The organism is Paenarthrobacter sp. Z7-10 (assembly GCF_026932795.1).
GTDB lineage: Bacteria > Actinomycetota > Actinomycetes > Actinomycetales > Micrococcaceae > Arthrobacter_M.
In genome coordinates this window covers 26,228-39,513 of sequence record NZ_JADPVH010000023.1, presented here as the reverse complement: position 1 = coordinate 39,513, position 13,286 = coordinate 26,228, and the positions used below count along the sequence as shown (strand labels likewise).

Sequence of the window (13,286 nt, the reverse complement as noted above, 5' to 3'; positions counted from 1 at the left end):
GAAGGAGCAGTGAACCAATGACAGCACCCGAGCACAGCACCGATCCCGACGTGTCATATCTGATTGATCGGGGCCCCGGCTCCGGCCGCCGGATGCCTGCCCGATCCTGGTTGCACACCGACGCGCCTGCCCTGTCACTCAATGGGAACTGGCAGTTTCGACTGCTGGCCGGCGCGCCCGGAACACCGGGCGGACGCGGCGTCCTGCCGGCGGAAGAGACGTTGGAAGGCATCGCCGAAGTGGGCTTGGATGATTCCTCCTGGGACAGCATCGCGGTGCCGGCGCACTGGGTGCTGCAGGGCGAGGGACGCTACGGGAAGCCCATCTACACCAATGTGCAGTTTCCCTTCCCGACCGACCCGCCCAATGTACCGGATGAAAACCCAACGGGCGACTACCGGCGATCTTTCGATCTGCCCGCGTCGTGGCTGGATGCCGAATCGATCGTACTGCGGTTCGACGGTGTTGAGTCGCGGTACAAGGTCTGGGTTAATGGCAACCTGATCGGCGTCGGCGTTGGCAGCCGCTTGGCGCAGGAATTCGATGTCACGAACGCCGTGCACCCCGGTTCAAATCTCGTGGCGGTGCGGGTGCACCAGTGGTCGGCCTCGAGCTACCTTGAAGACCAGGATCAGTGGTGGCTGCCTGGGATCTTCCGGGACGTGACACTGCAGGCACGGCCCGTCGGCGGAATCGACGACGCATGGCTTCGCACGTCCTTCGATGGCACGGCCGGTACCGGAAGCACGTCCGGCGCCCGCGGCGCCAGTGCGGGCGGATCCGGAGCAGGCACGATCCACCCCGAGATCAGCGCATCGGATGCTGCGTACCCGATTACGCTCTCCGTGCCTGAGCTAGGTATCGACGTCACGTGGAACTCCGTCGAGGAGGTCGCCCCTGTCGCTGTCGACGCCGTCGAACCATGGTCCGCAGAAAACCCACGGCTCTACCAAGCGAGTGTCACCAGCCCCGCCGAAACGATTTCGCTGCGGCTGGGCTTCCGCACCGTGGAGATCTCCGGCGACCGCTTCCTGGTAAACGGACGTCGGGTTGTCTTCCACGGCATGAACCGGCACGAGACGCATCCCGATCGCGGCCGCGTTTTCGATGAGGAGTTTGCGCGCGCCGACCTGACCATGATGAAGCAGTTCAACGTCAATGCGATCCGTACCAGCCATTATCCGCCGCATCCGCGCCTGCTGGACTTGGCCGACGAGCTGGGTTTTTGGGTGGTGCTCGAGTGCGATGTTGAGACCCACGGTTTTGTCGCACATAACTGGGTGGACAACCCCAGTGACGAGCCGGCCTGGCGTGCGGCGTTCCTGGACCGCATCGAGCGCACCATCGAGCGGGACAAGAACCATCCCTCTATTGTGATGTGGTCGCTCGGCAACGAATCGGGGACGGGAGCAAACCTCGCGGCGATGGCGGCCTGGGCACATGCCAAGGATGCCTCCCGGCCCGTGCACTATGAGGGCGACTACAGCGGGGCCTACACCGACGTCTACTCGCGGATGTACTCCTCGGTGCCCGAGACTACGGCCATCGGGCGCGGCGACTCCCGCTCGCTGCTGCTCGGTTGCTCCGCGGCGGAGTCGGCCCGGCAGCGCACAAAGCCGTTCATTCTGTGTGAGTACGTCCACGCGATGGGCAACGGCCCGGGTGCCATCGACCAATATGAGGATCTGGTGGACCGCTACCCGAGGCTGCATGGCGGCTTCGTCTGGGAATGGCGCAATCACGGAATCCGCACCCATTCGGCAGATGGAACCGAGTTCTTCGGCTACGGTGGCGACTTCGACGAGGTGGTGCACGATGGCAATTTCGTCATGGACGGCATGGTGCTCTCCGACTCAACGCCGAGTCCGGGACTGTTCGAATATAAGCAGGTCGCAGCCCCGATCCGACTGCACTTTGACACTGCCGGTGGCCCGGCAGACGGCGGCCCGGCTGACCGCGGGCGATACGTTACCGTCACGAACCTGCGGCATTCGAAGAACGCGGCGGACCTCGTGTTTCGCTGGCGCGTGGAGTTCGACGGCGTTCCAAGTGAAGCGGGCGAGCTCGCCGTCACGGGGCTGTCGGGTTCAGCACTGGCCGCGGGGGAATCGGCATCCGTCCCGCTGCCCGCGCTTTCCACTGACGCCCATCGCGAAACCTGGTTCACCCTTGAAGCCGTGCTGCGCGAAGCCACCCCCTGGGCGCCGGCCGGCCATGTGATCTCCGCGGTGCAGCTGGATCTCTCTGCGCCCAGGCCACGGCACCGGACGCCCCGGCCGGCGGCATCCACATCCACTTCCGAACAGATCGATTTAAGGGGCAACGACTTTAGAGGCATTGCCGCGGCGGCCTCGTCCGGGCTCAGCGCATCGGGTTCCACGACTTTGGGTCCAGCAGTGTTCGACGAAGGCCGTCTGAGCGAACTGGCCGGCGCATCCGTCGCCGGACCGCGGCTGGAACTGTGGCGCGCCCCGACCGACAACGACAATGGGCAGGGGCGCGGCAGCTACGACTTGGCCGACCCCTGGCTGCACGACGGAAACGGCGTTCCGTCGCCGTCGTCGGCCGAGATCTGGCGCACAGCCGGACTGGACCGCCTCACCGCCCGGGTCGAGGCGATTACCGCGATCGACGGCGGCCTCCACCGCCGCACCCGTTGGGCACCCGCCGACAGCCGGAACGCGGTTTTGGTGGAGGAATCGTGGCAGCTTCTCGACGGCGTGCTCTGGCTGCGCGTAGACATGGCGCCAACTTCGGAATGGAACATGGTGTGGCCGCGGCTGGGTGTGCGCTTCGACCTGCCGGCATCCGTCAAGCATGCCTCCTGGTTCGGGACCGGGCCCCGGGAATCGTATCCGGACAGCAAACATGCCGCGCTCGTCGGGCACTATTCCGCGGGGCTGGACGACCTCACTGTGCGATACGAAAAGCCGCAGGAGAGCGGCCACCGAAGCGATCTGCGCACCCTCGAACTCAGCAGTGATGCGGAGCCGTGGCTGCGCATCGAGGCCATTCCCGATGCCCTAGGCCGCCGTCCCGGCTTCACGCTGGTGCGGCACACGGCGCAACAGCTCAGTGCCGCCCGCCATCCACACGAGCTGCCCCGCAGCGAGCACAGTTACCTCTACCTCGACGCGGCCCAGCACGGGCTGGGTTCGCGCGCGTGTGGTCCTGACGTATGGCCGGACTTTGCACTGCGGCCGGAGGCGCGCACCCTGACGCTGCGCATCTCGGCAGCGGAGTAGCAGGAGGCGCGCCGGTTCGGCGCCGCCGGTTCAGCGCGCCGGTTCGGCGCTGCCGGTTCAGCGCGCCGCGAGGACTGCGCTGTAAAGTTCCCGCTTGCTGATTCTGGCATCCTCAGCGACGGCCGCAACGGCATCCTTGAGCCGGATCCCGGTAGCCATCAGCTGATTTACCGCCTCCACGGAGTCCTCCGGCCGGGACGCCGAGCTTTCGGAGGCACCGGCGACGACGACGGCGATCTCACCCCGAACGTCCGCGGCTTCAGCCCATTCGAGCATTTCCCGCAGCGAACCCCGCAGTACCTGTTCATACGTCTTCGTCAACTCGCGTGCAATGGCGGCACGGCGCTGCGGGCCAAATGCTTCGTCGAGTGCCCGCAGCATCGGTTCCAGGCGATGCGGAGCCTCGAAGAAGACCATCGTCCGGCGCTCGGAAGCCAATTCGGCCAGCCGCCCGGCCCGTTCACCGGTTTTACGCGGCAGGAACCCTTCGAAGCAGAATCGGTCGGTGGGCAAGCCGGACAGCGCCAATGCCGTCAGGACCGCGGATGGTCCCGGAACAGCCGTAATTCTGATTCCCGCGGCCGCAGCGGCTTCAACCAGCCGGAAGCCCGGATCCGATACCGCCGGCATGCCGGCATCCGTCACCATCAGCAGCGTCTTTCCGGCACCGACCTGTTCCAGCAGATCCTGCGTCCGGCTGGCCTCATTGTGTTCGTGATAACTGATGACTCGGCCCGTGATCGAGACACCCAGCGCCTGAACGAGGCGGTGCAGTCGCCGGGTGTCCTCGGCCGCAATAAGATCAGCAGCGGCGAGCCACTCGATCAGCCGCGCGGAAGCGTCCCCCATGTTCCCAATTGGTGTCGCCGCCAGAATGATGTACCCGACGCCAGCCCTTCCGGGTTGTTCCAGCGGCGGCCCCGCTTCTTCGCCAGGTTGGACCGATCCACCAGCGCCGGCTGGCCCTCCACCGTCGGGGCCAATGCTGCCAAACTGTTGTTCGTCCATGCTCACCAGCCTACTGTCGTGGATGCCTGCCGCCGTTATGTCGCATCCGCCGACATGTTCCGGACCCGAGCGGTCCAGTCAGGGTGCGGCGGTAGCATGGGCAAGTGAGTTTGAACGCCGCCGGGACCCCGGCTCCGCCGCTGCCGCCGGCGCAGCTTGCCACTGCCACTTGGGTACAGGATCCTCGGACGGCATTCACCTTCCCGGCCCTGATGGCTCGCCTTGCCGGCGCGCGCTGGCGGTGGCGGGAGACACCGCTGTCCCTGCGCCTGTGGTTCTGGCTCGCCCCGGCGATGATGGCGGTCCTCGGTGGGATTTTACGGTTTGTCCGCCTCGGGCAGCCCAACTCGCTCATTTTTGACGAGACCTATTACGTCAAGGACGCATACTCGCTGCTGCAGAGCGGCTTCGAGCGGAGCTGGCCGGACAAGGCCAACGACCATTTCAACGTTGGCGATTTCAGCGTCCTCCAGCAAACACCGGAATACGTGGTCCACCCGCCCGTGGGCAAGTGGATGATCGCCTTCGGCATGTGGCTTTTTGGCCCGTCCAGCACGTTCGGCTGGCGCTTTTCGGCCGCCGTCGTCGGAACGATCTCCATTTTTCTGATCGCATTGATCGCGCAAAAGATGCTCCGATCCACGATCCTCGGTGCCATTGCCGGACTGCTCTTCGCCGTCGATGGGCACGCAATCGTTCAGTCCCGCACCTCGCTGCTGGACATTTTCGTGATGTTTTGGGCACTGGCCGCCTTCGGAGCGCTGCTTCTGGACCGTGACGACGGGCGACGGCGGCTGGCCAGACGGGTGGCAGCGTTGGCTGGCGCCCGCGGCAAGGCTGGCGGCCTGCCGCGGGTGCGGAGCCTCGCCTACGGTCCGTGGCTTGGGGTGCGGCCCTGGCGGCTGGTGGCCGGGATCTGTTTGGGACTTTGCATGGGGACAAAGTGGTCCGGCGTGTTTTTCCTGGTCGCCTTCGGCCTGCTGACTCTCTGCTGGGATATCAGTGCCCGACGGGTCGCCGGAATCCGCTCGTGGATGGCGGCCGGCATTTTCAAGGACGGTCTTTTTGCCTTCGTGGCCTTGGTGCCCGTAGCCGCCGTCACGTATATTGCCAGCTGGACCGGGTGGTTCCTGGCCAACAATTCCTACGACCGGCACTGGGCCGAGTCCAATCCAGGGGGATCGTGGGGCTGGATTCCAAATTCGCTGCGCTCACTTTGGCACTACCACGTCACCGCTTACAACTTTCACACCGGGCTGAGCTCCGACCACCCTTACAAAGCCAACGCCTGGTCCTGGCTGGTGATGGGACGGCCAACGTCGTTCTATACCGATTATCCAAAGCATGGCGAAAAAGGCTGCCTGGCGGACAGCTGCGCCGCCGTGGTCTCCTCGGTGGGAAACCCCGTGATCTGGTGGTCCGCAGCCCTCGCGGCGGTATTCCTGATCGTCTAGTGGATCGCCCGCCGTGACTGGCGTGCGGGTGGCATCCTCGCCGGTCTTGCCGCCGGTTATCTGCCGTGGCTGATGTACCCCAACCGAACCATTTTCTTCTTCTACGCCATTGCGTACGAGCCGTTCCTAATTTTGGCACTGGTCTTTGTCATCGGTCTGGTGCTCGGCCGCGCCACGGATCCACCTTGGCGCAGACAACAGGGAGCGCTTCTGGTTGGACTCTTCCTGGTGCTGGCCATCGTCGTCTCGGCGTACTTCTATCCCATTTGGACGGCCCAGATGATTCCCTACCAGGACTGGAAAAACCACATGTGGATGCCCAGCTGGATCTGAGCTTCCCCGCAACGAGCCGGTTCAGTTTTCGGTGGCCACCCTGCGGCCCTGGACCGGGTTCTTCGCTCGGGCGCTGAGCTGCCTCCTCCGCTTGGTGGGCCAGGTGAATGCCAGCGTCAAAGTCGAAACCAGGAAGACTGCGGCGCCGATAACCAAACCCGAGTCAATCCAGAACTGGCTCGGGAAAAGCCGAATCAAGGTGTCGTCAAGGTAGAACGTCCAGGTACCGTTCTTGAAGAAGATGTGGTGGAAGTCCGTGAAGAAGGTCTCCCAGCCAAGGAAGGCGAGAATCCCCAAGCCAATCACCAGCACCAAGGTGATGATGGAGCCGGCGAAAAGGCCCCGCCGGATTCCGCCCACGCGATGCCGGCGCAGATAAACCAATGCGATGATCATTCCGACCGCGAGTATGGCGCAGACGGTGAAGGCCATCGTAATGACCGACTTAACGTCCGCCATGTGGCTCACTTCACCTGTGGCGAACAGTTGGCGGCCGTTGGTGCCAACCAGTCCCCCCAGGTATCGCGGGCCGGCGACGTTGAGCAGGTAGTCGACAGTGTAGGACCCATAGGTTATCCGGTCGTCGGTGCTGAATCCGAAGGTGTCCGGCGGAAATCCCGGGCGGTGATACTCGACCCAGAGGAACAGCGGCGTGGTGATCAACCGAATGGCCAGGACAAGGAGCACGACCGGATAGAAAACGCCCAACAGCACTTGCATAACGCGGGGCAACACCGGCTGGGCCGTGGCTGCACGGTCCCGTTCAGAGGAGCGCCTGTCCACTTCGTCCTGGGGCGGACGGACCTGAAGGGAGGCGGTGGGCAGCGGTTCGCTGAAAACTTCTGCGCCCTGCGGGTTCGAGGCCTGGGCGGGACTTTCATACGAGGACAGATCAGGCAGCTTGACGGCCGGACGCATCGGGAGGGCGCTTTTTGCGGCGCCGGACCGCGGAGCCACCTCCGCAGCGGCGGAGTGGGCGCCGTGTGGCGCAACCGCAGCATTATCCGGCGCTCCATCCGGGTTGAGCGGAGGGTGCGGAAGAGCCGCGGTCGACGGTGGGTCTTCGCCACCGGCAGACTCCTTGGTGGAACTGCGCGGAGGTGCGTCATCATCGTGTTTGGCCGCATCCAGGACCGATTCCTCGGACTGCCGTGCTCCATCGGACGAGCCGTCGCCGCGCACGCCACCTTGCACAATGGTTTGCGTCTCTTGCTGCCGGCCGGGGGTTTTGTTCTCACTCACCATTTGAGGGTACCTTTCCGGCCGGTCATGGCCGCACTGCCACCCCGGGCGGGCACCGCATTGATCCACGATGCGCCACTCAAGCAGCGGTTATCTGGTCGCCAGTGTCCTGGCTGTCAAGGTCTCCCCGCTCCCCCGCGCGATAGGCGCGGCCGCCGAAATAGAGTGTGTATCCCCAGTACCCGGCCAGGACCGCGGCGCCGATGCCGATTTTGGCCCAGACCGGCAGCGCACTCGGCGTTACAAATCCCTCCACCAGCCCGGAAGCGAGGAAAACAAAAACCAGGCCGATGGCCACGGTGATCAGTGAGCGTGCTTCCTGTGCCAACGCCGTCGCCCGCGGGCGTGGCCCGGGCGATATCCAGGACCAAAAAATGCGCAGCCCGGCAGCACCTGCCACAAAGATCGCGGTGAGCTCCATGAGCCCGTGCGGCAGGATGTAGCTGAAAAACACGCCACCGCGGCCGTAGGCGAACATCACGCCACCGGTCAGCCCAACGTTAAGGGCGTTTTGGTAAATCTGATACGGCACGAAGGCCCCCGTGATGCCGAGCGCCACGGACTGGACAGCGATCCAGGCATTGTTGGTCCAGACTTGGCCGGAAAATGACGCCGCCGGGTTCTGCGAGTAATAGTCGACGAAATCGCGGTCCACCAGACGCTGCAGCCGGGCATCACTGCCCAACGCACGCAGCACGTCCGGGTTATTGAGCGCCCACAGTCCATACAGCACCGCGATCACTGCGAAAGCACCGCCTACCGCCAGCGTCAGCCAACGGATTCGGTAAAAGGCTGCCGGCAGCGACAGCACAAAGAACCGGGCCACATCCTCCATGAAATTTGACCGGGCTCCGGTAAAACGCGTTCTGGCCCGTGCCAACCGGGTGGACAGCAGCGCGGACAGGGCGCCTTCCGGGGCGACGGAGCGGAGCAGGGACAGGTGGGCCGAGGTGCTCTGGTACAACCTGAGCAGCTCGTCGGCCTCGGATCCGCTCAAACGCCGCTGCCGGCCCAGTACGTCCAGCCGGTCCCACTGGGATTGATGTACTGCCGCAAAGGCATCCGGGTCCACAGTCACAGCCTATCCTGCGCTCTAGACTGAACATATGAGCTCGATCATCACGGGCGAGGCCGTGATCCTGGAACTGCGGCCGGCCTCCTTTGCGGGCCGGGCGCTGGGTGCCGGAATCGACGTCGTTGTCCAGATTCTGCTGGCGCTTGCTTTTTTCATTGTCCTGGGCGCGGTCCCTGATGTGCTGGACCCGGCCGCAGCCAAGGTTCTAATCTTGACCAGCGTGCTCTCGATCTTCGTTGCCCTGCCGATAGCGGTCGAGACCCTCAGCCGGGGAAAGTCGCTGGGTAAGTTGGTGATGGGTTTGCGGGTGGTGCGCGACGACGGCGGCGCCATCCGGTTTCGGCACGCCTTGATTCGTGGTCTGCTGGGCTTCTTCGAGCTCTATCTCACGTTCGGTTCCGTGGCTTTTCTTGTCTCGCTGTTTAACGAGCGCTCAAAGCGCCTCGGTGACATGCTCGCGGGCACCTACTCGCTGCGTGAGCGGGTGGTCCCGGCCGCGGGGCTGATCCTAAACACTCCGGCCTACCTGCAACCATGGGCGCAGCTGGCGGACATCGGCCGGTTGCCCGATCCCCTGGCACGCCGCATTTCCGTGTTCCTGCGGCAGGCTTCCCGGATGTCCCCTGCTTCCCGGATCCAATTAGCAGCCTCGCTGGCCACCGAAGCCAGCGCCTTTGTCTCCCCGCCACCGCCGCCGGGGACACTGCCGGACGCCTTCCTGGCCGCGCTGACAGCCGAGCGCCGGGACCGGGATCTGCGTCGGTTCAGCGCATCCCGGGACCGCTCGGACCGGCTCGCCCGAAGGCTCTATCGGCTGCCTTTCAGCCAGGACGAACAGCCCGACCGGGACTGACGCATCGGATGGGACTGATGCACCGGCGCGGGGCTGGTGCGATTCCTCTGCTTCAGCGGGAGGCGTACTTGGCCCAAGGGATGTTCCAGTCACCGAAGCCATCCGTTGCTGCGGCCGATTCGCTGGCGCTGTTGATAACCTTCACCACGTCTCCCACCCCCATGTGGTTGAACACCCAGGAAGCACCGTCCGCGTTCATCCCGATGCAGCCGTGCGAGAGGTTCAGCTTGCCGATATATACCACAGCGGAATCAGTGGCCTGATGAATAAATTCGCCGCTGGTGGTCAGTCGGGTGGCGTAATTGACGTCCAACTCACCATAGTTGGCCGGGTCGCCGGGCTTTAGTCCGATGCTCGCGGCGACGAAATGCGCGCGCCGCTGATGGCCCATCAGCACCAGGTACCCGGACGCCGAGGGGAAGCGCTTATCGCCCATGGTGACAAGGAAGTGTTTTGCCGGTTTGTCATTGATCGAGACGTCGGCAACATGGTGGGTGGAGTCGGCAATCATCACTTTTTTGTCGCCGATCGGAATGGTGATGGATTTGTTGAAGTTACCGATCTGGCCCTTGCCGAAGTCGACGCCAAACAGCTTCATGTCTACCTTGATGGTGCTGTTGGCGGCCCAAAAATCCTTGGGTCTGAATCGAACCATCTTGTCGCTGTACCAGCGGAAGGCACCCACCTGATGCGCCGTCGTCGTAATCCGAATGGCTTTCTCCACGGCCGCCTTGTTGGTCACTGGTTCACTAAAGGTGATCTGGACCGGCTGCGCTACTCCGACCTTCTGGTAATCCTGTGGATAAACGGCGGCGTCAGCCTCGTTCCTGGCCGGGACGGTACTGAAGGTCTGCGTCCGATGCGTGAGACGATTGGCTGTGTCGGTGACCGCGATGTCGTAGCTGTACGCGGTATCGAATGTCAGTGGTCCGGCGGCCGTCCAACTCGAGCCATCGGCGCTGATGGTGCCGTCGACGGCGGCGCCGGAGTTCGTCTCGGTCAGAGCCACCGTCGTGATGGTGCCGTCCACGGCCTTGACACTGGCGGGTGCCGCCGGATTGACCTCTTGCGCGCCGTCGGTCGGAGTCGTGGCCAAGCGCGGCGTTTTCACGTTCGGGGCCGCCGCCGCTTCGGAGCTGCGCAGTGGACCCTGTGCGTGCGGGACGTCGGCAGATCCGGCCCACGTCGGGGCGGATGCCGCTCCGACGCCGCCCGCGACGGCAGTCACGCAGAGCGCCGTGACAACTCCGATTTTCCAGCCTTTGCCGCTGCGTTTACTAGCTCGAAACACCCGCATTTATCTCCCCATCAGGCATAGCGGCATGAATGCCGACCCCGTGACTGTCGGCCCTCGTGCGTGCAGCCCACGAAGGCTACTGTCTAAATTTTACGCCATACCTCCCAGCGGCACCCGCATAGCGGAACTTCCGGCCAACCAGCTCAGTAGCGGTAGTGATCAGCCTTGTAGGGGCCGGCGACGTCCACATCGAGGTATTCCGCCTGTTCCTTGGAGAGTTCGGTCAATTCCACACCAAGCGCGGCCAAATGCAGCCGGGCCACCTTTTCGTCCAAAATCTTGGGCAACACGTAGACCTTGTTCGCGTATTCCGGATTTCCCTCGGCATCGGTCTGCCCGCGCTTGGTGAAAATCTCCATCTGCGCAATGGTCTGGTTGGCAAACGAATTGCTCATCACAAACGACGGATGACCCGTGGCGTTTCCGAGATTCAGCAGTCGCCCCTCGGAGAGCACGATGATGGAGCGCTCGGCGCTGCCGGCCGCTTCGTCGGCCGCGAAGACCCATTCGTGGACCTGTGGCTTAATCTCCACCCGACGCGCTCCAGGCGTTTTGGCCAACCCGGCGATATCGATCTCATTGTCGAAGTGACCGATGTTTCCCACGATGGCCTTGTCCTTCATGGCCAGCATGTGCTCCGCCAGAATGACGTCCTTGTTGCCGGTGGTGGTGATGAAGATATCGCCGGTGGCCAGCACCGATTCAAGCTTCGCCACCTGATAGCCGTCCATGGCGGCCTGCAGGGCGCAAATGGGGTCGATTTCGGTGACAATGACCCGCGAACCCTGCCCGCGGAGTGCTTCCGCCGCGCCCTTGCCCACGTCGCCGTAGCCACAGACGACGGCGACCTTGCCGCCCATCAGCACATCCGTGGCCCGGTTGATGCCGTCGGGCAGCGAGTGCCGGATGCCGTACTTGTTGTCGAACTTGCTCTTGGTGACCGAGTCATTGACGTTAATCGCCGGAAAGAGCAGCTTCCGCTGCTCAGCCAGCTGATACAAGCGGTGGACGCCGGTGGTGGTCTCCTCAGTCACACCCAGGATTCCCCCGGCGATCCTGGTCCACTTCTGCGGATCCTGGCGCAGCGAGGCGCGCAGCACGTCCAAAATGATGCCGAACTCCCCCGGATCATCCTCCGACGCGTCAGGTACGGCGCCCGCCGCCTCATATTCGACGCCCAAGTGCACCAGCATGGTGGCGTCGCCGCCGTCGTCGAGAATCATGTTCGGACCGAGCGCCGGATCGCTCTCGGCTCCCGGCCAGCTCAGAATCTGCTGCGCCGTCCACCAGTATTCCTCCAGCGATTCGCCTTTCCAGGCGAAGACCGGGACACCTTGTGGATCAGCCGGCGTACCCTGCCCGACCACAATGGCGGCAGCCGCCTCGTCCTGGGTGGAAAAAATATTGCAGGACGCCCAGCGGACTTCCGCGCCAAGGGCAGCCAGAGTTTCAATCAGCACCGCTGTCTGCACTGTCATATGCAGTGAACCGGCAATCCGGGCTCCCTTCAGCGGCTGGGCGGCGCCAAATTCGCGGCGAAGCGACATCAGTCCGGGCATCTCGTGTTCGGCCAAGCGGATCTGGTGCCGGCCGGCCTCGGCCAGGGAAATGTCGGCAATCTTGAAATCGAAGGTCACGGGCTGGTCCTTAGGAGGCGTCGAGGTGCGGGGAAGCTTCGGGATGCGGGGAAGCTTCGGGATGCGGGGAAGCGTCGGAGCGCGGGGCAGCATCGGAGGGCGGGGCAGCGGCTGCAGGCTCTGCCGCCGCGGATGGAGCGGAAAGCACGACGGGGGCACCGCCGTCGTGCTGGTCGGAACCAGCTGCGGAAGCGGCCGGGAGCTGCTCCGGACGCAGCAGCAGAACGATCCCGTCCTCAATGCCGTACCGCAGCCTGTGACCGTCGGGGCCATCAACCGTGCTGACCAGCTCGTCGCCCTGAGGAACCAGCGAGGACCTCGTTACGGGGCAGCGCAGAACGGCCAGGAGCTCATCTCTGACAAGGGACATGGAAATTTACTTCCTCACTCGATGGGATCTGCTGACAGAATATCGCTCAAAGAAAATCCAGCTGGACGGAACGGGGGCTGGCTCCAGCGTAGCGCCGACGCCTTAGTCCCGCAGAATGCGCAGGTGTCCGCGACGCATGCCCTGGCTCGCTGCGGCACCGGCAGGTGGTTCCAGGGAGGACCGGACGCCGCGCTGGGTCAAGGGGCCATCATCGGGAGGAACGCTGACTCCTTCGCGCACGGCGTCAGCCAAGGCCAGCAGGTCATCCGGGTCTGCGGCGGGGGCCAATGCCGGCAGCGTAAGCCGGACGACTTCCCAGCCGCGCGGAACGGTCAGTCGGCCTGCATGCAATGGACACAGGTCGTAGCAGTGCGGTTCAGCGAAAGTAGCCAGCGGCCCGAGCACCGCCGTCGAATCCGAATAGACATACGTCAGCGTTGCGACTGCCGATTCCCGGCACGCTGATCTTGAACACTGGCGCATGTTTCCCACGCTTCAAGGTTACCCGGCTTTGGCGCAAAGGCCGGCAGAACCGCGGTTCCGCTCTGCAGGCTGCGCCTGGTCCTGCACCGCTCCGGTCTCGACGGATGCCAGGTCCGATGCCCGTCCGCAACCGCTCCGGTCCCGACGGATGCCAGGTCCGATGCCCGTCCGCAACCGCTCCGGTCCCGACGGATGCCAAATCCGATGCCGGCGGACAGCATTGGTTCAGAATTGCCGTAACGCCACCGGGGCCCACCACCGGCCGGTCACAGTACGGGCCACGGAGGGC

General features: G+C 64.2%; 9 protein-coding genes and 1 pseudogene. 3 read left to right on the top strand and 7 right to left on the bottom strand.

What is annotated here, in order from left to right:
- Positions 1-17 precede the first annotated feature (17 nt).
- A complete protein-coding gene (locus tag IV498_RS08825; RefSeq protein ID WP_269046190.1) occupies positions 18-3,245 on the top strand; it encodes a glycoside hydrolase family 2 TIM barrel-domain containing protein in 3,228 nt (1,075 codons plus the stop codon).
- Positions 3,246-3,302: 57 nt separating this feature from the next.
- On the opposite strand, the gene rsmI is transcribed toward IV498_RS08825, so the two are convergent.
- Positions 3,303-4,253, bottom strand: a complete 951-nt coding sequence (gene rsmI / locus IV498_RS08820; protein WP_269046189.1) for a 16S rRNA (cytidine(1402)-2'-O)-methyltransferase — start codon at positions 4,251-4,253, stop codon at positions 3,303-3,305.
- A 110-nt stretch (positions 4,254-4,363) separates the two neighbouring features.
- On the opposite strand from rsmI, the pseudogene IV498_RS08815 reads away from it, so the two are divergent.
- Positions 4,364-6,040, top strand: a pseudogene (locus IV498_RS08815) (dolichyl-phosphate-mannose--protein mannosyltransferase).
- 21 nt (positions 6,041-6,061) lie between these two features.
- Here IV498_RS08815 and IV498_RS08810 read toward each other — a convergent pair.
- Together IV498_RS08810 and IV498_RS08805 are read right to left on the bottom strand one after the other, a co-directional pair.
- On the bottom strand, positions 6,062-7,285 hold the full coding sequence (locus IV498_RS08810; RefSeq protein WP_269046188.1) for a TIGR01906 family membrane protein: 1,224 nt from the start codon (positions 7,283-7,285) through the stop codon (positions 6,062-6,064).
- Positions 7,286-7,361: 76 nt separating this feature from the next.
- On the bottom strand, positions 7,362-8,354 hold the full coding sequence (locus IV498_RS08805) for a stage II sporulation protein M (RefSeq protein ID WP_269046202.1): 993 nt from the start codon (positions 8,352-8,354) through the stop codon (positions 7,362-7,364).
- Between the two features lie 34 nt (positions 8,355-8,388).
- Here IV498_RS08805 and IV498_RS08800 point away from each other — a divergent pair, with 34 nt between their 5' ends.
- The gene (locus IV498_RS08800; RefSeq protein WP_269046187.1) at positions 8,389-9,210 is read left to right on the top strand and encodes an RDD family protein; all 822 of its coding nucleotides are present in this window, start codon (positions 8,389-8,391) and stop codon (positions 9,208-9,210) included.
- A 52-nt stretch (positions 9,211-9,262) separates the two neighbouring features.
- On the opposite strand, the gene IV498_RS08795 is transcribed toward IV498_RS08800, so the two are convergent.
- The 4 genes from IV498_RS08795 to IV498_RS08780 form a co-directional block, all read right to left on the bottom strand.
- Entirely contained in the window at positions 9,263-10,507 is a 1,245-nt protein-coding gene (locus IV498_RS08795) for a L,D-transpeptidase (protein WP_269046186.1), read from the bottom strand.
- A gap of 143 nt (positions 10,508-10,650) precedes the next feature.
- The gene (gene ahcY / locus IV498_RS08790) at positions 10,651-12,144 is read right to left on the bottom strand and encodes an adenosylhomocysteinase (protein ID WP_269046185.1); all 1,494 of its coding nucleotides are present in this window, start codon (positions 12,142-12,144) and stop codon (positions 10,651-10,653) included.
- Between the two features lie 10 nt (positions 12,145-12,154).
- Positions 12,155-12,514: a hypothetical protein gene (locus IV498_RS19055; RefSeq protein ID WP_442951326.1), complete on the bottom strand. Its 360-nt coding sequence runs from the start codon at positions 12,512-12,514 to the stop codon at positions 12,155-12,157.
- Positions 12,515-12,616: 102 nt separating this feature from the next.
- Positions 12,617-13,006: a DUF3499 domain-containing protein gene (locus IV498_RS08780; RefSeq protein ID WP_269046184.1), complete on the bottom strand. Its 390-nt coding sequence runs from the start codon at positions 13,004-13,006 to the stop codon at positions 12,617-12,619.
- Between the last annotated feature and the right edge of the window lie 280 nt (positions 13,007-13,286).

What these genes read in the sequence shown, in the direction of transcription:
- IV498_RS08800 (WP_269046187.1), top strand. Translation starts at nt 8,389, where the DNA reads ATGAGCTCGATCATCACGGGCGAGGCCGTGATCCTGGAACTGCGGCCG.
- IV498_RS19055 (WP_442951326.1), bottom strand. Translation starts at nt 12,514, where the DNA reads ATGTCCCTTGTCAGAGATGAGCTCCTGGCCGTTCTGCGCTGCCCCGTA.
- IV498_RS08810 (WP_269046188.1), bottom strand. Translation starts at nt 7,285, where the DNA reads ATGGTGAGTGAGAACAAAACCCCCGGCCGGCAGCAAGAGACGCAAACC.
- IV498_RS08795 (WP_269046186.1), bottom strand. Translation starts at nt 10,507, where the DNA reads ATGCGGGTGTTTCGAGCTAGTAAACGCAGCGGCAAAGGCTGGAAAATC.
- rsmI (WP_269046189.1), bottom strand. Translation starts at nt 4,253, where the DNA reads ATGGACGAACAACAGTTTGGCAGCATTGGCCCCGACGGTGGAGGGCCA.
- IV498_RS08825 (WP_269046190.1), top strand. Translation starts at nt 18, where the DNA reads ATGACAGCACCCGAGCACAGCACCGATCCCGACGTGTCATATCTGATT.